This is a genomic window from Polaromonas hydrogenivorans (genome assembly GCF_040105105.1).
GTDB classification, from domain to species: Bacteria; Pseudomonadota; Gammaproteobacteria; order Burkholderiales; family Burkholderiaceae_C; genus Polaromonas; species Polaromonas hydrogenivorans.
Genome location: NZ_CP157675.1, coordinates 759,977 through 781,417, shown reverse-complemented (window position 1 = coordinate 781,417; position 21,441 = coordinate 759,977). Strand labels below are relative to the sequence as shown.

19 protein-coding genes are annotated in these 21,441 nt (G+C 63.2%); 6 read left to right on the top strand and 13 right to left on the bottom strand.

The window, feature by feature from the left end; genetic code table 11:
- Nucleotides 1-33: 33 nt before the first annotated feature.
- The gene (locus ABLV49_RS03800) at nt 34-477 is read right to left on the bottom strand and encodes a hemerythrin domain-containing protein (protein ID WP_349280265.1); all 444 of its coding nucleotides are present in this window, start codon (nt 475-477) and stop codon (nt 34-36) included.
- 205 nt (nt 478-682) lie between these two features.
- On the opposite strand from ABLV49_RS03800, the gene ABLV49_RS03795 reads away from it, so the two are divergent.
- The 3 genes from ABLV49_RS03795 to ABLV49_RS03785 all read left to right on the top strand — a co-directional run bounded on the left by ABLV49_RS03795 (nt 683) and on the right by ABLV49_RS03785 (nt 3,669).
- The gene (locus ABLV49_RS03795; protein ID WP_349280264.1) at nt 683-1,639 is read left to right on the top strand and encodes a complex I NDUFA9 subunit family protein; all 957 of its coding nucleotides are present in this window, start codon (nt 683-685) and stop codon (nt 1,637-1,639) included.
- 69 nt (nt 1,640-1,708) lie between these two features.
- On the top strand, nt 1,709-2,395 hold the full coding sequence (locus tag ABLV49_RS03790) for a glutathione S-transferase family protein (RefSeq protein WP_349280263.1): 687 nt from the start codon (nt 1,709-1,711) through the stop codon (nt 2,393-2,395).
- A complete protein-coding gene (locus ABLV49_RS03785) occupies nt 2,395-3,669 on the top strand; it encodes a multifunctional CCA addition/repair protein (RefSeq protein WP_349281592.1) in 1,275 nt (424 codons plus the stop codon). The genes ABLV49_RS03790 and ABLV49_RS03785 overlap by 1 nt, the downstream gene beginning before the upstream one ends.
- Before the next feature lie 4 nt (nt 3,670-3,673).
- Here the strand turns inward: ABLV49_RS03785 and ABLV49_RS03780 are convergent, their stop codons facing one another.
- Genes ABLV49_RS03780 through ABLV49_RS03770 form a run of 3 tightly spaced genes read right to left on the bottom strand, consistent with a single transcriptional unit; the run spans nt 3,674 to nt 5,313 of the window.
- A complete protein-coding gene (locus ABLV49_RS03780; RefSeq protein WP_349280262.1) occupies nt 3,674-4,168 on the bottom strand; it encodes a thioesterase family protein in 495 nt (164 codons plus the stop codon).
- Between the two features lie 57 nt (nt 4,169-4,225).
- Nucleotides 4,226-4,306 carry a hypothetical protein gene (locus ABLV49_RS03775; protein WP_349281590.1) on the bottom strand — a complete coding sequence of 27 codons (81 nt, stop codon included), beginning with the start codon at nt 4,304-4,306 and terminating at the stop codon, nt 4,226-4,228.
- A 26-nt stretch (nt 4,307-4,332) separates the two neighbouring features.
- On the bottom strand, nt 4,333-5,313 hold the full coding sequence (locus ABLV49_RS03770; protein ID WP_349281589.1) for an RNA-guided endonuclease InsQ/TnpB family protein: 981 nt from the start codon (nt 5,311-5,313) through the stop codon (nt 4,333-4,335).
- 86 nt (nt 5,314-5,399) lie between these two features.
- On the opposite strand from ABLV49_RS03770, the gene tnpA reads away from it, so the two are divergent.
- Complete coding sequence (gene tnpA / locus ABLV49_RS03765; RefSeq protein WP_349280261.1) at nt 5,400-5,819, top strand: IS200/IS605 family transposase; 420 nt, start codon at nt 5,400-5,402, stop codon at nt 5,817-5,819.
- A gap of 166 nt (nt 5,820-5,985) precedes the next feature.
- Here the strand turns inward: tnpA and ABLV49_RS03760 are convergent, their stop codons facing one another.
- On the bottom strand, nt 5,986-6,510 hold the full coding sequence (locus ABLV49_RS03760) for a phasin family protein (protein WP_349280260.1): 525 nt from the start codon (nt 6,508-6,510) through the stop codon (nt 5,986-5,988).
- 274 nt (nt 6,511-6,784) lie between these two features.
- On the opposite strand from ABLV49_RS03760, the gene ABLV49_RS03755 reads away from it, so the two are divergent.
- Together ABLV49_RS03755 and ABLV49_RS03750 are read left to right on the top strand one after the other, a co-directional pair.
- Nucleotides 6,785-8,206: a phospholipase D-like domain-containing protein gene (locus tag ABLV49_RS03755; protein ID WP_349280259.1), complete on the top strand. Its 1,422-nt coding sequence runs from the start codon at nt 6,785-6,787 to the stop codon at nt 8,204-8,206.
- Nucleotides 8,207-8,430: 224 nt separating this feature from the next.
- Entirely contained in the window at nt 8,431-10,092 is a 1,662-nt protein-coding gene (locus ABLV49_RS03750) for an L-lactate permease (RefSeq protein WP_349281587.1), read from the top strand.
- A 190-nt stretch (nt 10,093-10,282) separates the two neighbouring features.
- On the opposite strand, the gene ABLV49_RS03745 is transcribed toward ABLV49_RS03750, so the two are convergent.
- The 8 genes from ABLV49_RS03745 to ABLV49_RS03710 form a co-directional block, all read right to left on the bottom strand.
- Nucleotides 10,283-11,068: an enoyl-CoA hydratase gene (locus tag ABLV49_RS03745; RefSeq protein ID WP_349280258.1), complete on the bottom strand. Its 786-nt coding sequence runs from the start codon at nt 11,066-11,068 to the stop codon at nt 10,283-10,285.
- A 59-nt stretch (nt 11,069-11,127) separates the two neighbouring features.
- On the bottom strand, nt 11,128-12,327 hold the full coding sequence (locus ABLV49_RS03740; protein WP_349280257.1) for an acetyl-CoA C-acyltransferase: 1,200 nt from the start codon (nt 12,325-12,327) through the stop codon (nt 11,128-11,130).
- A 22-nt stretch (nt 12,328-12,349) separates the two neighbouring features.
- Nucleotides 12,350-12,871 (bottom strand): DUF4442 domain-containing protein, encoded by a 522-nt coding sequence (locus ABLV49_RS03735; RefSeq protein WP_349280256.1) that lies wholly within the window; start codon nt 12,869-12,871, stop codon nt 12,350-12,352.
- A gap of 1 nt (nt 12,872) precedes the next feature.
- Complete coding sequence (locus ABLV49_RS03730; RefSeq protein ID WP_349280255.1) at nt 12,873-15,305, bottom strand: 3-hydroxyacyl-CoA dehydrogenase/enoyl-CoA hydratase family protein; 2,433 nt, start codon at nt 15,303-15,305, stop codon at nt 12,873-12,875.
- A 39-nt stretch (nt 15,306-15,344) separates the two neighbouring features.
- Nucleotides 15,345-17,141, bottom strand: coding sequence for an acyl-CoA dehydrogenase C-terminal domain-containing protein (locus ABLV49_RS03725; RefSeq protein ID WP_349280254.1), 1,797 nt, complete (start codon nt 17,139-17,141; stop codon nt 15,345-15,347).
- Between the two features lie 45 nt (nt 17,142-17,186).
- A complete protein-coding gene (locus tag ABLV49_RS03720; RefSeq protein ID WP_349280253.1) occupies nt 17,187-17,915 on the bottom strand; it encodes a TetR/AcrR family transcriptional regulator in 729 nt (242 codons plus the stop codon).
- Between the two features lie 371 nt (nt 17,916-18,286).
- The gene (gene argB, locus ABLV49_RS03715) at nt 18,287-19,207 is read right to left on the bottom strand and encodes an acetylglutamate kinase (RefSeq protein ID WP_011802847.1); all 921 of its coding nucleotides are present in this window, start codon (nt 19,205-19,207) and stop codon (nt 18,287-18,289) included.
- 141 nt (nt 19,208-19,348) lie between these two features.
- The gene (locus tag ABLV49_RS03710; protein ID WP_349280252.1) at nt 19,349-21,316 is read right to left on the bottom strand and encodes a polysaccharide biosynthesis protein; all 1,968 of its coding nucleotides are present in this window, start codon (nt 21,314-21,316) and stop codon (nt 19,349-19,351) included.
- Nucleotides 21,317-21,441 lie beyond the last annotated feature (125 nt).

Here is a 21,441-nt window from a genome sequence, read left to right as displayed (position 1 = left end):
ACCTGTCCGACGAAGCGCCGGCCAGGGCGGCGTTCAGTCCTTCAGGCGCTGCGAGGTGAACTCGCCTTCGTAGTCCTTGGCCAGCGACAGCTTTTCAGCCTCGCCCAGTACCTTGCCCGCCAACTGGAACACGCTGTGTTCCTCGTCCTCAAGGTGGTGGTAAATCTTGTGCTGCAGCGCCTTGGCGGCGACCAGCCAGGCCGGTGAACTGCGCTCCGTGGTTTCCAGTTCCTCGACCAGCTTGTCCATCTCGTGATGCTCGGCAATGCCATGGCGCGACGGCTCCTGCGTCAGGTCATGCGCAATCAGCGGCACATAGAAAAAGCGCTCCTCGGCGGCGGCATGCGCGGCGAGTTCGAGCTTGAGTTCACTGAAAATCGAGTCCCTTTCAGACGTGTCGCCCTGGGTCAGGATCAACTGGTCAGCCAGGGTTCGCTGCGTGGCGTGGCTGATGCGCAATGCTTCAAAAATGTTCATGCTTTCATTATGGGCAGCGCAGCCGGTCGGCCGGTGTAGGCCAAGGGCGGATTGTGGGGACCGTTTTTGCAGCGCCTGCAGTTGCCTTGTTTTGCTATTGAATAAGTAGCTGCCTGCGCATGCGCTGCTTGCGCTGGAGGCCTGAAACAGGCAAAAAAAATAAGGTTTTCAGCCAAGCACTGGCCAAACGCGCTAAATTAGACGCATGAAAAAAATTCTGATCTTCGGCGGCACCGGTTTTGTCGGCACCCAGGTTTGCGAAAAGCTCACCCGGCTGCAATGCCGCGTGACCGTGGCCACGCGCCGCAGCGACAACGCGCGGCACCTGCTGCCGCTGCCGCTGGTCGATGTGGCTGAAATCGACCTGCACGACGCGACGGCGCTGGCCGCGCTGGTGGCCGGCCACGACGCGGTGGTCAACCTGATCGCCATCCTGCACGGCTCGGAGGATGCGTTCCAGAAAGTCCATGTGCAGTGGCCGCTGACGCTGGTGCGCGCCTGCCGGACTGCGGGCGTGCGGCGCATCGTCCACATCAGCGCGCTGGGCGCATCGACCGAATCGGCGTCCAGGTACCAGCGCAGCAAGGCGCGCGGCGAAGCGGCCCTGCTGGGTTCGGGGCTGGACGTGACGGTGCTGCGCCCCAGCGTCATGTTTGGCGCTGGCGACAAGTTTCTCAACACCTTTGCCAGCCTGCAGCAGATGTTTCCGGTGATTCCGCTGGCCGGCAGCCGGGCGCGTTTCCAGCCGGTCTGGGTCGGCGACGTGGCCGACGCGGTGGTGCGCTGCCTGCAGGACGACGCGACCGTCGGCGAAGTCTATGAAGCCTGCGGCCCGCAGGTGTTCACGCTCAAGGAACTGGTACAGCTGGCGGGCCGCTACGCCGGCATCCATCATGGCCAGGGCCGGCCGGTCATCGCACTGCCCGATGCGCTGGCGCGGGTGCAGGCGTTTTTCATGGAGCTTGCGCCCGGCGACCCGGTGCTCAGCCGCGACAACCTCGACGCCATGAAGACCGACAACATCGCCACCGGCAAACTGCCCGGACTGCAGGCCCTTGGCATCACGCCGGCTTCGCTGGAGGCGATTGGCCCGACCTACCTGGGCGCGCGCGGTTTGCGCAGCGGGCTCATGGCCAAGCGCCAAACGTCAGGCCGGTTCTGAGCGGCTGACTGCGCGGCCGGCTGTATTCCAGATTCCTTCTGTTTTCCTTTACCGTCACATTCCAACACCATGCTCAAGCTCTACATCGGCAACAAAAACTATTCGTCCTGGTCCATGCGGCCGTGGGTGCTGCTTCAGCAGGCCGGCATTCCTTTTGAAGAAATCCTGATCCGCTTCGATTCGTTTGACGCGGGTTCCGAATTCAGGCAACAAGTCAGCACCGTCAACCCGGTCGGCAAGGTGCCGGTGCTGGACGATGAAGGCTTCCGGGTCTGGGACACGCTGGCGATTGCCGAATACCTGGCCGAGCGCTTCCCTGAAAAAAACCTCTGGCCCTCGAATTTTCAGGCGCGCGCCCGGGCGCGCAGCGTCTGCGCCGAAATGCACAGCGGCTTCACGGCCTTGCGCGGGGCCTGCCCGATGAACATCGAAGCTGACCTGAGGGGCATCGGCCAGCTGGTCTGGCGCGACAAGCCCGCCGTGCGCGCCGACGTGGCGCGCCTGGTCGCCATGTGGCGCGAGTTGCTGGCCGGGCACCAGGGACCGATGCTGTTCGGCGAATTCAGCATTGCCGACGCATTTTTCGCGCCGGTGTGCATGCGGCTCAAGAGCTACGCCCTGCCGGTGCCCGACGACATTGCCGCCTACATCGAACGCTTGTGCGCCATGCCCGGCGTGAAGGCCTGGATAGACGGCGCGCTGGCGGAAAACGACTTTCGCGAATTCGAGGAACCTTACCGGCTCAAGCCCGCATGATGAAAATCTACATGGTCGGCGGCGCGGTGCGCGACAAATTGCTGGGCCTGCCGGTAACGGACCACGACTGGGTGGTGGTGGGCGCAACGCCCGAAGCCTTGACGGCGCAGGGTTTTTTGCCGGTCGGCAAGGACTTTCCGGTGTTTTTGCACCCGCAGACCCGCGAAGAATATGCGCTGGCGCGCACCGAGCGCAACAGCGCGCGCGGCTACCGGGGCTTCGAGGTCTATGCCGCGCCCGAGGTCACGCTGGAGCAGGATTTGGCACGGCGCGACCTGACTATCAATTCGATAGCTGCTCCGGCCCACCCGGAAAGCGCAAAAGGCCTGTTTGAGCCTGATTTCGGGGCCTTGGTCGATCCTTATGGCGGGCAAAAAGACCTGCAGGCCAAGGTGCTGCGCCATGTCACCGACGCCTTTCGCGAAGACCCGGTGCGCATCTTGCGGCTGGCCCGGTTCGCGGCGCGGTTTGCCGATTTCTCCATCGCGCCAGAAACCCTGGCGATGATGTGGGAGATGGTGGCGGACGGCGAAGTCGATGGGCTGGTGCCCGAGCGCGTCTGGCAGGAACTGGCGCGCGGCCTGATGGAAGACAAGCCCTCGCGCATGCTCGAAGTGCTGCGCGCTTGCGGCGCCCTGCAACACCTGCTGCCCGAAGTCGAACGGCTGTGGGGCGTTCCGCAGAGCGCTCAATACCACCCCGAAATCGACACCGGCATTCACCTGATGATGGTGCTGGACATGGCCGCGCAACTGGGTGCGCCGCTGCCGGTGCGCTTTGCCTGCCTGTGCCACGACCTGGGCAAGGGCACGACGCCCGCCGACGTGCTGCCGCGCCACATCGGCCACGAAGAGCGCAGCGCCCGGCTGCTCAAAGGCGTGTGCCAGCGCCTGCGCGTGCCGGTGGATTGCCGCGAAATCGCCGACGTGGTGGCGCGCGAGCACGGCAACATCCACCGCAGCGGCGAATTCAGCCCGGCCGCCGTGGTGCGCCTGCTGGAGCGCTGCGATGCGTTTCGCAAGCCCCGGCGTTTTGCCGACATTTTGCTGGCCTGCGAATGCGATGCGCGCGGCCGGCTCGGGTTCGAGCAGTCGCCCTATCCGCAGCGGCCCCGGCTGCTGCAGCTACTCGCGGCGGCCCAGGGCGTGGCAACGGATCAGGTGGCCGCCGAGGCCATGGCGGCCGGCCAGAGCGGACCGAGGATTGGCGAGTGGATTCAGCGGGCGCGGGTCGAGGCCATCAGGCAAAGCGCGGTGGTTGCCCCGGCACCATGAAACCTCAGGAAACAATGTAGGCGGCCGCCGCCGTGGAAAACAGCTTGCCGTCGGCGCCCAAGAACTCCATGCGCGTGCTGGCCACCCGCGAGCCAAGCCGCAGCACCTCGGCGCGCAACTCGAAGTGGTCGCTGATGCCGGGGCGCAGATAGTCCACCCGCAAATCAATCGTGCCAAGCTTGTGAAAGCGCTGCAGGCGCTGCGCCGGGGTTTCGTCCATGTGCCGCGCACCGATGGCCGCCATCACCGCCAGCCCGCCCATCGCGTCCAGCCCGGCGCTGATGACGCCGCCATGAATGCGGTTGTAGGCCGGGTGGCCGATGAGTTCGCGGCGCATGTCGATGCGCGCGATGACCCGGTCGGCCTTGAGCGACGTGATCTTCAGGCCAAGCAACTGGTTGAAGACAATTTTTTCTTCAAAGATAGCCTTGAGTCCGGTGATGAACTCCTCTTCAAATTCAGGCACTGGCGGCGCGGCGTGGGTCGGGGTTTTGATCATGGCCTGCATTTTGACTGCTCCCCGGTCTGAAGGCCGGGGATTCTGATTCCCCGGTCTTCATGCTAAGGCTCCTCCTGCGAGACTCGCCAATCCGCGAGCGAGAATGTTTTTTGCCGCATTGACATCGCGCGAATGCACGGCGCCACAACGGCAAGTCCATTCTCTTATTCCAAGCCCTTTAAGCCTTTCGGCCCCTCAATGCTTGTGCATTGAGAACAAGTCTGGGTTGAATAGCGCTCGTTGATTTCCGCAAAAACGATACCGGCCTGATGGCTCTTGTATTCCAACATCGTTTTGAACTGGAACCAACCGGCGTCCAGCGCGCCCTTTGCCATGTTGGTTTTCACCATGGCTTTACTGGAGACATTGCCCACAAAGATTGCGGCGCTTTCGGCCACCAGCTTTGTGCTGAATTTGTGCAGCGCATCCTTGCGCTGGTCTCGTATCTTCGCGTGCAGCTTGCGCACTTGTGCCGTCTTGCCTGGGCGCAAGCTGCGCGGCGGCTTCCACCCGCCTTTGATCGCTTCGTCCCGCGCGGCCTGCAATGTCGCTTCCCGCTGCGCCTGCTTGCGGGCGCCTGAGCGCTGCACTTGGGCCAGCTTCGCTTCACTGGCCCGGTACCAGCGGCCTTCGAGCGTCTGGCCGCTTGAAGCCGTGGCGCACGTCTTGTTGCCGAGGTCGATGCCGACCGCAACAACGCCTTCAGATGCAACGCCTTCCACCTCCACGGCCACGTTCAAATACCAGCGGCCCCGCGCATCCTGGCTGATGGAGCCGGCGCGCAATTCGTACTTGCTCAGGCCGTAGCTGTCCCATAGGCCCAGCATCAAGCCGCAAAATTTCACCTGCCCATTGCGATAGACAGCGCCGCCTTTTTTGAACGGTATCCAACCCAAGGAGCGTTTAGGCGACTTCGGATTGGACACGCGCCAGTTCAGCCGCGCTTTCTTGAACTGCTTGCGCCGGGTGGCGTATTCCTCGCAGACAAGCTGCACGGTGGCGCTGCCGACCTTCACGCCATCGCACCGGCTGAACCCCGCCGTGTACTTTTGCAGGTCGTAGGCACTGAGCCACTTCTGGCACTCACGGATGGAGCGCTGCGACAACTCGTTGACGTAGTTCCAGACCTGATTGACCTCTCGCACTATCGCCGCAAGGGCAGGCGCGTGCTTGTCCTTGATTCGCAGTTTGAGGGTTTTGACTGTTTTCACGGTTCAATTATAATTGGTCTATGAATAAGAATCAAGAACCTCGACACGGTAGACACTGTGTTTTTGCGCTTCATGTGCATTTGGTCTTTGTTACGAAATATCGCCGTGGTGTATTCAAAGCTGAACACATGGCAGCGATGCAGGGCATCATTGCTTCCATCTGCAAGGACTTTGAAGCGCAACTGGTTGAGTTCAATGGCGAGGCTGACCATGTGCATTTTCTGGTGAACTACCCACCAAAGGTTGCGCTATCAACCCTGGTGAACAGCCTGAAAGGCGTTTCCAGCCGGTTGATGCGAAAAGAGTATGGAGACTTCCACCCTTGGCTAAAACGTCGTGGTGTGCTGTGGTCGCCAAGCTACTTTGCAGCATCTTGCGGTGGTGCGCCGATTGAAATACTCAGGCAGTTCATCCAGCAGCAGCAGGCTATCGACGCATAGGCGCTCAGACCCCGGTATAAATGCCGGGGCTTGCCGCTTGGGGAGGGTCAGGCAGCGCACGCCATGCGGGTTCCCCCAAAAAAAACGGCACCCGAAGGTGCCGCCATGCGTTGTCAGGGCGTTAACGGCCCCGACGGTCAATCAAATCAAGCCTGTTGCTTGGCGCTTATTCGGCTTTCTGGGCAGCCGTGGAGATGGCATTGATGTTGGACTCGACCAGTTGCGCGGCCTGCTTGGCGCTTTTCTGGGCGGTTTCGACGGCGGTGTTGCCGGCGGTAATGGCCGACTTGATGACAGCCACGGCAGCTTCGGAACCGGCAGGCGCATTCTTCAGCGACGTTTCGAGCAGTTCCGTCACGGTTTTTTGCGATTCGGCGCTGGTGGATTCGAGCGTCTTGGTGAACTCCGCACCGGCGCCGGACAGGATTTCATACAGGTGACGGCTGTACGAAGCGGCTTTTTCAGCCATCGGCTTGACCAGCTCCGATTGCAGGGACAGCAGCTCTTTGGGATCCTTGATCTCGCTCAGGGCTTGCAGGTGGCTGATGGACTCGCCAAGCAGCGCCTTGGAAGCGGCCATGTTCAGTTCAACCAGCTTTTCAAAGCTGGCAAACGCTTTTTCCGACAAGCCGGCAAGGGCTTCCACGCTGGATTTTTGCGTCGCGATGAGTTGGTCGTTGGAGTAGTTCATGGTGGCATCCTTGGTTAAGGTTGAAAAAATGGTGCAGTGCAGCAATTAAACCATCGCCGATCCCCGAATGCAAGAATGTCCCCTGATTGCAGTTGGAATTAGGGAACATTCTCCAATTTTCGGGCCGCAGGAATCAACGCTGGCCATTGCCGGCAACTGGCCTGGGGGCGCATTCAGGGCAACCAGGGCGGCCGGGCGCAGGCTGATTTACCTCAAGGTTAGACTTTCCAAATGACAAACAGCGAACCACGCTGCACCCCGACACCGACACGCCATGCTGCTTGAATTCCTGACCAGCCGCCGGCTCACGCTGCTGCACGGCCTGCTGGCCATGGCGGGGCTGGCGGTCTATGTCATCGCGTCCCACGCCCGGCACCAGCGCAGGCATCCTTCGGCGGCTATCGCCTGGGTGGTGTCGCTGGCGCTCATGCCTTACCTGGCGCTGCCGCTGTATATCCTGTTCGGCAGCCGCAAGGTGGTGCGTGACGCGCCGGCGCGAAGCGCGCCCGTGCCCGCCTTGTGCCTTCACGCCAACCCGTCCAGCGCGCTGGCGCCGCGCTTCCAGCATCTTGCCGCTGCCATGGGCCTGCCACACGCGGTGTCCTGCCGGCAGCTGGCGGTGCATTGCGACGGACAGGAGGCCCTGGATGCGCTGCGCTCGGTGATTCAGAGCGCCGGCTCCACGCTCGATGTCTGCACTTTTCTTCTGGGCCGCGACACGCTGGGCCGTGAAGTCATCGACTTGCTGGTCCGCCAGTCCCGCGCCGGCGTCACGGTGCGCCTGCTGATCGACGGCATCGGCGTGTACCTCGGCGGACGGCCCGACCTCAAGCCGCTGTCGGCTGCCGGCGTGCAGGTGGCGCTGTTTGTCTCGCCTTTTCGCTCGCCGCTGCCCGGCCGCACCAACCTGCGAAACCACCGCAAGATGGTGATTGCCGATGGCCAGCGCATGTGGTCGGGCGGACGCAACCTGGCGGCCGAATATTTTGTCGGCGACCTGGCCTGCAAGCCGCAAAAAACGCCCTGGATCGACCTGAGCTTTGACTTTTGCGGCGATCTGGCCCGGCAGGCGCAGCAGCGCTTTGACATGGACTGGGCTTTTGCCACCCAAGCCCGCCGGCCGGCGCTGCCCCTGGCAGAGTTCGCGCCGCCCGCCGAGGCAGACGGGGCGCAACTGGTGGCCAGCGGCCCCGATCAGGCCGAGGACACGCTGTATTCGCTCTTGATTTCGAGCTGTTTCACGGCGCGCAGCCGCATCCTGGTCGTCACGCCTTACTTTGTTCCCGACGCCACGCTGCTGATGGCGCTGACGCTGGCCGCGCGGCGCGGCGTTGCCGTCGATCTGGTGCTGCCGCGCCGCTCCAACCACCGCCTGGCCGACATGGCGCGCCCGGCTGCCCTGCGCGAGATGTCGGCGGCCGGCGCCCATGTCTGGCTGGCCGAGGCCATGATCCATGCCAAGGCCGTGGTGATTGACGGCGAGCTGGCGCTGGCGGGATCGGCCAACCTCGATGAGCGCAGCCTGTTCCTGAATTACGAGCTGATGATTGCCTTTTTCAAGCCTGCCGACGTGCAGCGCTTTGCCCGGTGGATAGCGCAGCAACGCGCCGCCGCCACGCCTTACCAGGTACACGCTCCGCGCGCCCTGCAGGAGTTCGGCGAGGGCCTGATCCGCTGGCTGGCCTTTCAGCTGTGACCAGCATGAAAAGCTGACGGCAGCTTGACAGCCACAGGTTTTCGGAGCGCGAAATTTTTGCAATCCCTACACCACCAAGTTTCAACTTGCTCCGCGCTTTGTTCCCTATAGTTCGGCCACGGCTGGGCACGCAAGCGCCCGCCGGGAGGAGCGCTACCAGCTCAAACCCCCTAAAAACCAGGCAGGCAAAACATGCCGGCCGCCTACATTCCAGGAGACAAGCCATCATGTGGCAGCAAATATACGACCCCTTTGGCAACATGTTCATCTCGACGCTGCTGGCGGCGATTCCGGTGGTGGTGATGCTGGTGTGCCTTGGCTTTCTTCACATCAAGGCGCATATCGCGGCCGGCCTGGGCCTGATCGCGGCCATTCTGGTGGCGGTGTTTGCCTACGGCATGCCGGCGGACATGGCCGGCCGGGCTGCCCTGTATGGCGGCTTCACCGGCCTGCTGCCCATCGGCTGGATCGTGCTGAACATCATCTTCTTGCAGCAGCTCGCCGAGCAGAACGGCAGCTTCAAGATACTGCAGGATTCGCTCTCGGGCATCACCGCCGACCGCCGGCTGCAGCTGCTGCTGATCGCCTTTTGCTTCGGCGCGTTTTTTGAAGGCGCTGCGGGCTTTGGCACGCCGGTCGCAGTCACTGCCGGCATTTTGATCGGACTGGGCTTTTCCCCGCTGGCCGCGTCGGGCCTGTCGCTGATCGCCAACACCGCGCCGGTGGCCTTCGGCGCGCTGGGAACGCCGGTCATCACGCTGGCCAAGGTGCACGGCTACGACCTGATGGAAGTCACCGCCATGATCGGCCGGCAGCTGCCGCTGTTCTCGCTGATGGTGCCGTTCTGGCTGATCTGGGCGTTTGCCGGGCGCAAGGCGATGATGGAAATCTGGCCGGCCATTCTGGTGACCGGCCTGTCGTTCGCCATTCCGCAGTATTTGGTCAGCAATTTCATCGGCCCCGAGCTGGTGGACATCATCGCCGCCATCGTGTCCATGGTCTCGCTGGTGCTGTTTTTGCGCGTCTGGCAACCCAAGAAAATCTGGACCTCGCCGTCGCTCAAGGGCCACGATGTCAGCGCGCATGAAGCCAAGCCGCCAGCGCCCGTGGTGATTCACGACCGCGCCGCGCTGATCCGCGCCTGGACGCCGTGGGTGATCTTGTCGGTGTTTGTCTTCATCTGGGGACTGCCGCCGGTCAAGGCCTGGCTCAACAGCATCTTCGCGCCCTCGTTCCCGATGGCCGGACTGCACAACCTGATCGAAAAAGTGCCGCCCGTGGTGCCGACACCGCACAAGGAATCGGCCGTCTATGTGCTCAACCTGCTCTCGGCCACGGGCACCGGCATCCTGATCTCGGCCATCATCAGCGCGCTGATCATGAAGTACAACCCGGTCGAGATCTTCAAGACCTTTTTCCGCACGCTGTGGCTGGTGCGCTATTCGCTGGTGACCATCGTGCTGATGCTGGCGCTGGGAACGCTGACGCGCTACTCGGGCACCGACACCACGCTGGGCCTGGCGTTTGCCAACAGCGGCGTGTTCTACCCCTTCTTCGGCACGCTGATGGGCTGGATCGGCGTGGCCATGACCGGCTCGGACACCGCCTCGAACGTGCTGTTCGGCGGCATGCAGCGGGTGGCCGCAGAGCAGCTGGGCCTGTCGCCCAACCTGATGGGCGCGGCCAACAGCTCGGGCGGCGTGATGGGCAAGATGATCGACGCGCAGTCCATCGTCGTCGCCTCGACCGCCACCAAGTGGTTCAACCACGAGGGCGACATCCTGCGCTATGTGTTCATCCACTCCGTCGTGCTGGCCTGCCTGGTCGGCCTGTTTGTCAGCCTGCAGGCCTATGTCTGGCCGTTCACGCTGATGGTGGTGCATTAACCACGCAGCAGGCTCAAGCGCCTGGGGATGTCCCGCGCTGAATGCGGCACTGCCTTGACAAAAAAGCCGCCGTCGGAATCCGACGGCGGCTTTTTTCATGGCCCGGCAATTGCTATTAATTAATGAGCTACTCACGCCCGCTGCGCTTGCGCAAACAGCAGTTTTTACTTGAAATTTGGCAAGAAGCGTTTCAGAGGCTTGAAAAATCCGGCCGGCGCTTTTCCAGGAAAGCGCTGAAGGCCTCGCGCGCGGCGGGTTCCTGCAGCATGCGGCCAAAGCTCGCGCCTTCTTCGGCCATGCGCTCGGCCACCATGCCGGCGTTGCCTTTTTTCATCAGGCGCTTGGTTTCCAGCAGCGAGGCCAGCGGCTTGCCGGCCAGCTTGAGCGCCTGGCGCTGCGCCAGCGCATTGGCTTCGGCGGGCGGAACGATGCGGTTGATCAGGCCCATCTCCAGCGCCGTCTCGGCCATGAAGGGCTCGCCCAGCAGCAGCGCTTCGGCGGCGCGCGGGTAGCCCATCAGCTGCACCGCCAGAAAGCTCGACGCCGCCTCGGGGCACAGGCCCAGGTTGACGAAGGGCATGGAAAACGCGGCATTGTCGCCTGCATAAATCAGGTCGCAATGCAGCAGCATGGTGGTGCCGATGCCGACCGCCGGCCCGCACACGCTGGCCACGATGGGCTTGGGAAAGCTGCTGATGCCGCGCAGGAACCGGAACACCGGCGCGTCTGGCGTGGCGGGCGGGTTGTTCAGGAAGTCGCCAATGTCGTTGCCGGCCGAAAAAATGGTTTCATGGCCCTGGATCACCACGACGCGAACGGCCGTGTCGTGGTTGGCCGATTCCAGCGCATCGGCCATGGCGTCGTACATGGCGGCGGTGATGGAGTTCTTGCGCGCCAGACGGTTGAGCGTGAGGGTCATCACGCCAGCATCAATGTGGGTCAGGATTTCTGCGGGAGTCTGGAGGGTATTGGTCATAGGCGTAAGGATAAAGGATGAAGCTTCGTGGCCCGATTTTTCATCAGGCGCGCTCATGTTCAGACCCGTTCAAAAATGCCCGCAGCCCCCTGCCCCATGCCGACACACATCGTCACCATGCCGTACTTGAGCTGGTGGCGCTGCAGCGCATGGATCACCGTGGCGGCGCGAATCGCCCCGGTGGCGCCGAGCGGATGGCCCAGCGCAATCGCGCCGCCCATCGGATTCACCTTCGCCGGGTCCAGCCCCAGCGTGTTGATGACCGCCAGCGACTGCGCGGCGAAGGCTTCGTTCAGCTCGAACCAGTCGATGTCGTTTTGTGTCAAACCCGCGTAGCGCAGCGCGGCCGGAATCGCCTCGATTGGACCGATACCCATGATTTCGGGCGGCACGCCCTTGGCGGCAAAGCTGACGAAGCGGGCCAGCGGCTTGAGGCCGAATTCCTTCACCGCTTTTTCGCTGGCCAGGATCAAGGCCCCCGCGCCATCGGAGGTCTGCGAGCTGTTGCCGGCCGTGACCGAGCCGCGCGCGGCAAACGGCGTCTTCAGCTTGGCCAAGCCTTCGAGCGTGGTGTCGGGGCGTGCGCCTTCGTCAAGGCTCACTGTGCGGCTGGTGGCGATGACTTCGCCGGTTTCCAGGTTGGCCGTGCGGTCGGTCACTTCGACCGGCGTGATCTCGGCGCTGAACTCGCCGGCCTGCTGCGCCTTGAGCGCCTTCATGTGGGATTCATACGCGAACTGGTCCTGCTTCTCACGCGAGACTTTCCATTGCTGCGCGACCTTCTCGGCGGTCAGGCCCATGCCGTAGGCAATGCCGACGTTCTCGTCGTTGGCGAACATGGCCGGCGACAGCGAGGGCGAGTTGCCCGACATCGGCACCATGCTCATGCTTTCGGTGCCGGCGGCGAACATCACATCGGCCTCGCCGACGCGGATGCGGTCGGCGGCCATCTGGATGGCGGACAGGCCCGAGGCGCAAAAACGGTTCACGGTGATGCCGCCCACGCTGGTCGGCAGGCCGGCCAGCACCGCGCCGATGCGCGCGATGTTCAGGCCCTGCGGACCTTCGGGAATCGCGCAGCCGCAGATGATGTCCTCGATGGCTTTCGGGTCGAGCGTCGGCACCTGCGCCAGCGCGGCCTTGAGGACGCTGACCAGCAGGTCGTCGGGCCGGGTATTGCGGAAAAATCCCCGGTGCGAGCGGGCTATGGGCGTGCGCGTGGCGGCAACGATGTAGGCTTCCTGGACTTGTTTGGCCATGATTGAGATTCCTTTGATTCTTTTAGCTGTTCCGGGGGCCGGACGGCGTCCAGGCCCATGTAAATTCGCATTCGACGGGCTCGACGCCTGCCTCGTCGGTCACGGTGACGTCCACCGTGACTTCGCCCCTGTCGCTGGCCTGCATCAGGGCTTGCTGCGCTGGCGTGAGGACGGCCACCGCGCGCATCGCACCCGTGGCGCGCTTTTTAAAGACCATCTTCAGCTCTTTCGCCAGCGGAATGCAGTCGTCGCGCACGTTCATGCCAACCACCATGCCGGTGGCGGTTTCGGCCAGCAAATTCATCGCCGACGCGTGGATGCCGCCGATGTGGTTCTGGACTTTCTTCTCGTTCTTCAGGCCGATTTCGACGCGCCCCCGGCTCATCTGCAGAAAGTCCAGCCCCGCCGTGCCGGTGAAAGGCACGGCACGGCGCAGCACCACGCCTTGATACCAGGTGCGCGCAAACGCGGGCACATCGACAAGCCGGTCCAGCTGGCGCTCCAGCCGGTTAGGCGGATGATTGACGGTGTTGATTTCGGCCACGTCAGTTGCGCACGGGTTTGCCGGTGCTCATCATGCCCATGATGCGTTCCTGCGTCTTTGGATGCTCCAGCAGCGCGCAGAAGGCCTTGCGCTCCAGCGTCATCAGGTATTCCTCGGTCACCAGCGTGCCGGCATCGACATCGCCGCCGCAGACCACGCCCGCGATCAGGCTGGCAATGTGAAAGTCGTGCGCGCTGATGAAGCCACCGTCCCGCATGTTGACCAGCTGGCCCTTGATGGTCGCCACGCCGTTGCGGCCCGCCACCGGAAACAGCCGGCGCAACGGCGGGCGGTAGCCCGAGGTGTACAGCGCGCGCGCCTCGTTCAGCGCGACGAACAGCAACTCGTCCTTGTTCGGCACCACCACATCGCTGTCCAGCAGGTAGCCCAGCCTGCGGCTGTCTAGCGCGCTGGTGCCCACGGTGGCCATGGCGGCGGCGCTGAAGCCCTCTAGCAGGAACGGCAGCACGTCCTTGTTGCTCGATTTGGCGGCGTTCTCAGTGGCGCGGCGCGCAATATAGGCCAGCCCGCCGGCGCCCGGCACCAGGCCCACGCCGACTTCGACCAGTCCGATGTAGCTTTCCATCGCCGCCACGCGTCTGGCCGAATACACCGCCATCTCGCAGCCGCCGCCCAGGGCCAGGCCGCGAATCGCCGACACCACCGGCACGGCCGCATAGCGCAGCTTGAGCATCACCTTCTGCAACTCGGCCTCGACGCCTTCGATCATCGCGGCGCCGCCCGTCATGAAGGCCGGCAGCATCGACTGCAGGTCGGCGCCGGCCGAGAACATCTCGTGGTTGGACCAGATCACCAGTCCCTTGTAGCTTTTTTCGGCCAGCTCAACACCCAGCGCCAGGCCTTCGGCCACATCGGGGCTGATGGCGTGCATCTTGGTCTTGATGCTGGCGATCAGCACGTCGCCGGGCTGTCCGTCCGCGCCGTCCAGCGTCCAGAGGCGAATCGCATCGTCCTCGTGCAGCGTCGTGCCGGCGGTTTCGAACGCGGGCGCGTTGGCGCCCAGCACATCCTCGGGAAAATGCTGGCGTTCATAGACCGGCAGCTTGCGGCGCGCAATGAATTGTTGGCTTGAGGCGCTCCACGAGCCTTCGGGCGTATGCACGCCGCCCGCGTCAGCCACCCGGCCGTTGAACACCCAGTCGGGCAGCGGCGCAGAACTCAGCGCCTTGCCGGCGTCAATATCTTCCCTGATCCAGTTCGCCACCTGCAGCCAGCCGGCTTCCTGCCACAGCTCGAACGGCCCCTGCTTCGCGCCGAATCCCCAGCGCATCGCAAAGTCGATGTCGCGGGCGGTTTCGGCGATGCTGGCCAGGTGCACGGCGGCATAGTGAAACTGGTCGCGCAGCACGGCCCACAAAAAGCGCGGCTCGGCGCCTTCGGCATTGCGCAGCAGTTTCAGGCGCTCGCCGGCCGGCTTTTTCAGCATGCGGCCGACCACTTCGTCGGCCTTGGCACCGCCAGCCACGTAGTCCATGCTTTCCGGGTCCAGCCGCAGGATGTCGCGGCCGACCTTCTTGTAGAAACCGGCACCGGTCTTCTGGCCCAGGCTCTTGCTTTCCAGCAGCCGGGCCAGCACCGGCGGCGTGCCGTAGATGCCTGAGAACGGGTCTTCGACCTTGCCACTTCCCACGGGACCGAGGTTGTCCTGCAGCGTCCTGATGACATGCGCCATCGTGTCCAGCCCGACCACGTCGGCGGTGCGGAAGGTGCCCGAACTCGCGCGGCCCAGCTTCTTGCCGGTCAGGTCATCGACCACGTCATACGTCAGGCCAAAAGCTTCGGCCTCCTTGATGGTCGCCAGCATGCCGGCGACGCCGACGCGGTTGGCGATGAAGTTGGGCGTGTCGTGGGCGCGGATCACGCCCTTGCCCAGCGCGGTCGTCACGAAGGCTTCGAGGTCGTCGAGCACCGTGGCTTGCGTCGTCGGCGTGTTGATCAGCTCGACCAGCGCCATGTAGCGCGGCGGGTTGAAGAAATGAATGCCGCAAAAGCGCGGCTTGATGGCTTCGGGCAGCGCTTCGCTGAGCGTGGTGATCGACAGGCCCGAGGTGTTGCTGGCGACGATGGCGCCTTCGGCCACGAAAGGCGCGATCTTGTGATAAAGATCAGTCTTCCAATCCATGCGCTCGGCAATCGCCTCGATGATCAGGTCGCACTCTTTCAGAACATCCATGTGTTCTTCGTAGTTGGCCTGCTGGATCAGCGCCGCATCTTCGGCCACGCCGAGCGGCGCGGGCTTGAGCTTTTTCAGGCCCTCGATGGCCTTGCTGACGATGCCGTTCTTCGGTCCGTCTTTGGCCGGCAAATCGAACAGCACCACCGGCACGCGGCAATTGACCAGATGGGCGGCGATTTGCGCGCCCATCACGCCCGCGCCGAGCACGGCGACTTTCTTGACCTGGAAACTTGACATGGATTTCTTTCTGGATGTGTCTGGTTTGGGACGCCGAACTCAAGCCAGCGCGGCGTCGGTGTCCATCAGCGCCCGGCTGCCGCTGCGCGCGGTGCGCATCAAGGTGGCGGTCTCGGGGAACAGCTTGGCAAAGTAAAAGCGCGCCGTCTGCACCTTGCCGAGATAGAACAGGTCGGCGTTGCCAGCAGCGATTTCGCGCAGCGCGGTTTGCGCCATGCGCGCCCAGAAGTAGCCAAACACCAGGTGGCCGGCCACGCGCAAATAATCGACCGCCGCCGCTCCGACTTCATCCGGGTTCTGGAAACCCTTGAAGCCCAGTTCGGTGGTGAACTTGGTCATCTGGTCGGCCAGATAGGCCAGCGGGTTGATGAACTCGGCCATCTTCTCGTTCACACCCTCCTCGGCAATCAGCGCGCCAATCAGCTTGCCAAACTTCTTCAGCGTCGCGCCGTTGTTGCCCAGAATCTTGCGGCCCAGCAGGTCGAGCGACTGGATGGTGTTGGTGCCTTCGTAGATCATGTTGATGCGGTTGTCGCGCACCAGCTGCTCCATGCCCCATTCCTTGACGTAGCCGTGACCGCCGAACACCTGCATGCAGGCGTTGGTGGCAATGTGGCCGTTGTCGGTCAGGAAGGCCTTGACGATGGGCGTGAGCAGCGCGACGATTTCGCCCGAATCCTTGCGCACCTTTTCGTCCGGGTGGTAAAGCTCCTTGTCGAGCAGCAAGGTGCAGTAGATCGCCAGCGCGCGGCCGCCTTCGGCATAGGCCTTGGCGGTCAGCAGCATCTTGCGCACGTCGGGATGCACGATGATCGGGTCGGCCGGCTTGTCTTTCGCCTTGACGCCCGAGAGCGAGCGCATCTGGATGCGGTCCCTGGCGTAGGCCAGCGCGTTCTGGTAAGCCACTTCGGTCAGGCCGAGCGACTGGTTGCCCACGCCCAGGCGCGCGGCGTTCATCATCACGAACATCGCGGCCAGGCCCTTGTTGGGCGCGCCGACCATCGTTCCCACGGCGCTTTCCAGCACGATTTGCGCCGTCGCGTTGCCATGGATGCCCATCTTGTGCTCCAGGCCGCCACAGTAAATGCCGTTGCGCATGCCGATGGAGCCGTCTTCATTGACATTGAACTTGGGAACGATAAAGAGGCTGATGCCCTTGCTGCCCTGCGGCGCATCCGGCAGCCGGGCCAGCACCAGGTGCAGGATGTTGGACGTCATGTCGTGCTCGCCGGCGCTGATGAAAATCTTGTTGCCGGTCAGCTTGAACGTGCCATCGGCCTGCGGTTCGGCTTTTGTGCGCAGCATCCCCAGGTCGGTGCCGCAATGCGGCTCGGTCAGGCACATGGTGCCAGTCCATTCGCCGCTGACCAGTTTTGGCAGGTAGAGCTTTTTCTGCGCGTCGGTGCCGTGCGCATGCAGCGCCTCGTAAGCGCCGTGCGACAGGCCGGGGTACATGGTCCAGGCCTGGTTGGCCGAGTTCAGCATCTCGTAGAAGCACTGGTTGACGACGAAGGGCAGGCCCTGGCCGCCGTACTCCGGGTCGCAGCTCAGCGCCGCCCAGCCGCCTTCGACAAACTGCGCGTAGGCCTGCTTGAAGCCCTTGGGCGGCGTGACTTCATGGGTGGTCCTGTCGAGCGTGCAGCCTTCCTCGTCGCCGCTGATGTTGAGCGGAAAGGTCACTTCAACCGCAAACTTGCCGCCCTCTTCGAGCACGGCGTTGATGGTGTCGGCGTCAATGTCGGCATGCCGCGGCAAGACCTTCAGCTCGTCGGTGACCTTGAGCACTTCGTGCAGGATGAACTGCATGTCGCGCAGGGGTGGGTTGTACTGGGGCATAGGATTCCTTGGGCGTTGATTGACGTTAAGTGGCGTTAAGTGGCGTTAAGCGGGTGTGGAAGGGGAAGGTTTCGACGGTTTCGGCAAAACTTTTTTCGGTTCTGGAGTGCTGGCGGCCGTGCCGCCATAGCGCGCCAGAATGTTGGCAAAACCCGTCCTGGCGCGGGCGATGGAATCGGGTGTCTTCAGAAAGCGGGCTTCGTAATGCAGCGCCAGGATCAGGCCATGGATCTCGAAGGCCACCTGCTGCGCATCGGCGTCCGGGTACAGATGACCCGCCTCGCTGGCCTGCACCACGGCCCGGTGCATCGCGGCCAGCCAGGTGCGCACCGAATCGGCGAGCGCGTCGCGCACCGGGCCGGGCCGGTCGTCGAATTCAACCGCGCCGCTGATGTAGATGCAGCCCGAATCGATTTCGACCGAGGTGCGGTTCATCCAGTTGGCGAACATGGCCTGCAGGCGCGGCAGGCCGCGCGGCTGCTTGAGCGCCGGGGCAAACACCTCGTCCTCGAAGCGGGCGTGGTACTCGCGAATGACCGAAATCTGCAGCTCTTCACGCGAGCCGAAATGGGAAAAGACGCCCGACTTGCTCATCCGCATGACCTCGGCCAGCGCGCCGATGCTCAGGCCCTCCAGGCCGATGTGGGTGGCCAGGCCGAGTGCCGCCTCGACGATGGCGGCCTTGGTCTGCTGGCCTTTTTGCGGGGTTTTGGACGCACCCGCGCCCCGGGATGAGGTACGGACGCTCTTGACAGGAAGTGGGCTGACGGACATGGATTGAGAAAATAAAAGAACGGTCGTTCTATTTTGCCTCAATTTAAAGACCGCCAGCCGTCACGCGGCCTGGATGGCCGGGCTGAATAGAGAAGCAGGCCTAATCAGTGCCTGGGTAAACCCTGAACCCATGCCCCGCCAAAATCATGGCGGACGAGTTTTGCCGGCTCAGGTGTCTCTGTGATTCCCGTCGTTCCCGCGTAGGCGGGAACCCAGTTGGGGTGCTCACGGGGGTGATTGAGCTGCTCTGGATACCCGCCTTCGCGGGTATGACGGTGGTTTTTATACAGCGGCTGGTGAACCCGCCTGCACCTGAGTCGTTACACGAACTCAAGGCACCGGCCAGAAAAAAACCAGCCGGCGCTTCAGGCTCAGTGCGAACGGATCATGGTGCCGTAGGCCTTGTCGGTCAGGATTTCCAGCAGCATCGCATGCGGCACGCGGCCGTCGATGATGTGGACCGCGTTCACGCCGCTCTTAGCCGCATCGAGCGCGCCTTCGATCTTGGGCAGCATACCGCCCGAAATCGTGCCGTCGGCAAACAGCTCGTCGATCTCGCGCGCCGTCAGGTCGGTCAGCAGCTCGCCGGCCTTGTTCAGCACGCCGGGAATATTCGTCAGCAGCACCAGCTTTTCGGCCTTGAGCACGGTCGCCAGCTTGCCGGCGACCACATCGGCGTTGATGTTGTAGCTTTCATTGTTCTCGCCAAAGCCAATCGGGCTGATGACCGGAATGAAGGCGTCGTCCTGCAGCGCCTTGACCACGCTGGGGTCGATGCTGACGATCTCGCCGACAAAGCCGATGTCGTGCTCCTTGCTGGCATCGTCCTTGTCCAGCATGGTAAGCTTTTTCGCCCGGATCATGCCGCCGTCGCGCCCGGTCAGGCCGACCGCCTTGCCGCCGGCCTGGTTGATCAGGCCGACGATGTCCTGCTGCACCTGTCCGGCCAGCACCCATTCGACCACTTCCATGGTTTCGTCGTCGGTCACACGCATGCCCTGGATGAAATGGCCTTTCTTGCCGAGCCGGTTCAGCGCGGTTTCAATTTGCGGGCCGCCGCCATGCACCACCACCGGGTTCATGCCGACCAGCTTGAGCAGCACCACGTCCTCGGCAAAGTCGGCCTGCAGCGCCGGATCGGTCATGGCGTTGCCGCCGTACTTGATGACCAGGGTCTTGCCGTGGAACTTGCGGATGTAGGGCAGCGCCTGGGCCAGGATTTCGGCCTTGTCGCGCGGGCCGATGTGGGACAGGTCGGGGTCGGAGGAAGCGTTAACGGAAGAGTGGGTCATGGTCGTCAGGCCTGGAAGTGAGGAATCTGCAAATTGTGCCGCATGGGCGTGAACATTTTTGTGGCTTCAGCGCCCACAACCGGAAGCACTTTGGAATTCAGGAACCCGCCGCGCCCCAAAACCGCCTTCTGGCTCGGCCGCTTACTCCGCGCGAGCCTGCGCAGGAATTTTTGCCGGGCAGGCGGTATGCGGAATGTAGCCATGCACCAGCCGCTTCATGATGGACTTCATAACGGCTTCATTGTTGACGGTGGCGGCCTGGCGGATTTCCGCCAGTATCGGCGCCAGTTCGGGCCAGGCCACGAAATCCTCATGCGCCTTCATGATGCGCTGATGCGCGGTCGGCTCGGGGTTGTCGCCAATCAGCAGTTCCTCGTAAAGCTTTTCGCCGGGGCGAAGGCCGGTGATCCTGATTTCAATATCGCCGTCGGGGTTGTTTTCATCGCGCAGGCTCAGGCCGGACAGCTGCGCCATGCGCCGGGCCAGATCGACGATCTTCAGCGGGCTGCCCATGTCCAGCACGAACACGTCGCCGCCATGGGCCATGGCGCCGGCCTGCAGCACCAGCTGGGCGGCCTCGGGAATCGTCATGAAATAGCGGGTGACCTCGGGATGCGTGACCGTCAGCGGGCCGCCGTCGCGCAACTGCTTGCGAAACAGCGGCACCACGCTGCCGCTGCTGCCCAGCACGTTGCCAAAGCGCACCATGGCAAACACGGTGCGGTTCTGGACTTCGGCGCTGTAGGAGCCGTCCGGGGCAACGAAGCGCAGCGACGGGCTGGCCGCCAGCGCCTGCAGCACCAGCTCGGCCATGCGCTTGGTCGCGCCCATCACATTGGTGGGGCGAACCGCCTTGTCGGTGGACACCAGCACGAAATGCGACGTGCCGCTTTCCATGGCGGCCCTGGCCGTGTTCAGGGTGCCGAAGACGTTGTTGAACACGCCTTCGGACGGGTTGCTCTCGACCAGCGGCACATGCTTGTAAGCCGCTGCGTGGTACACCGTTGCCGGCCGGTAGAGATTGAAAATCTCTTTGAGGCGGCCAAAATTTCCGACGCTGCCCAGCAGGGGAATCACTTCCATGGGCAAGTTATGTTCGCTGCACAAGCCCTCCAGCTCGTGGTGAATGGTGTACAGGGCAAACTCGCTGAGTTCGACCAGCACCAGCTGGCGCGGCTTTTCCAGCAGTATCTGGCGGCACAGCTCGCTGCCGATACTCCCGCCGGCCCCCGTGACCAGCACCACCTTGCCCGCCAGGTTGCGTGCCAGCAAGGTCGAATCGGGCGGTACTGGCGGTCGCCCCAAAAGGTCTTCAACGTCGAGTTCCTGGAAATCCTGGATCGTGACCCGCCCCGACGCCAGGTTCACCATGCCGGGCAAGGTACGGACGTGGACCGGCAACTCCCGCAGGCTGGCGATGATTTCATTGCGGCGCGCACGGTCCAGGGCCGGCATGGCGAGCAGGATGTCGGTCACGCCCATGCGCTCCACCGCCTCGGCCACCTCGTCAGGCGCCATGATGTCAACGTCGTTGATGCTTCTTCCGGCCTTGGTTTTATCGTCGTCAATAAAGCCCAGCAGCACGAACTGGCGAGCCACCGCCAGGGCGGAGGCGGTTTCAACGCCGGCCTCGCCCGCCCCATAAATCAGCAGCCGGCCCACCGCATGGCGCGCCTTGCTCGACCAGCCCGCCAGCCAGAACCTGGCCATGGATCGGCTGGCGCCCACCAGCAGCAGCAGCAGCAAGGGCTGGATCAGGCCCAAGGTGCGCGGCACGCCATTCCACTTGAAGTACAGCAGCGCGACAAAGAACAGCAGCGTGTACAGAGCGACCGCCTTGGCCGTGGTCGCCAGGGCCGCCATGCCGGTATAGCGAAAAATGGCGCGATACAGCCCAAAACGCACAAACACGGGAATCGCCAGCAAGGGCGCAAGCAGGTAAACATAGGGCTGCTGCGCATGCGGCAGGCCTGTCTGGTCGATGCGCAGGTAAAAAGCGACCCATACAGACACCAGCGTCAGCACCAGGTCGAGCGCAATGACCACCACTCGCTTGGCGGGACGAGGCAGGCCCAGCAAAGGCGTTGCGACTACTCTAGTAAAAAACATGTTGATTTCTTTTAGTTAACCGTCAAGAGCCGTCAGGGAACGTACAAAGTCCGCACGCCCAGCCTTGACTGTCTCCATCGCCTGCCCCGACAGGGCTGACAAGGTATTTATTCATTCAGCCATGG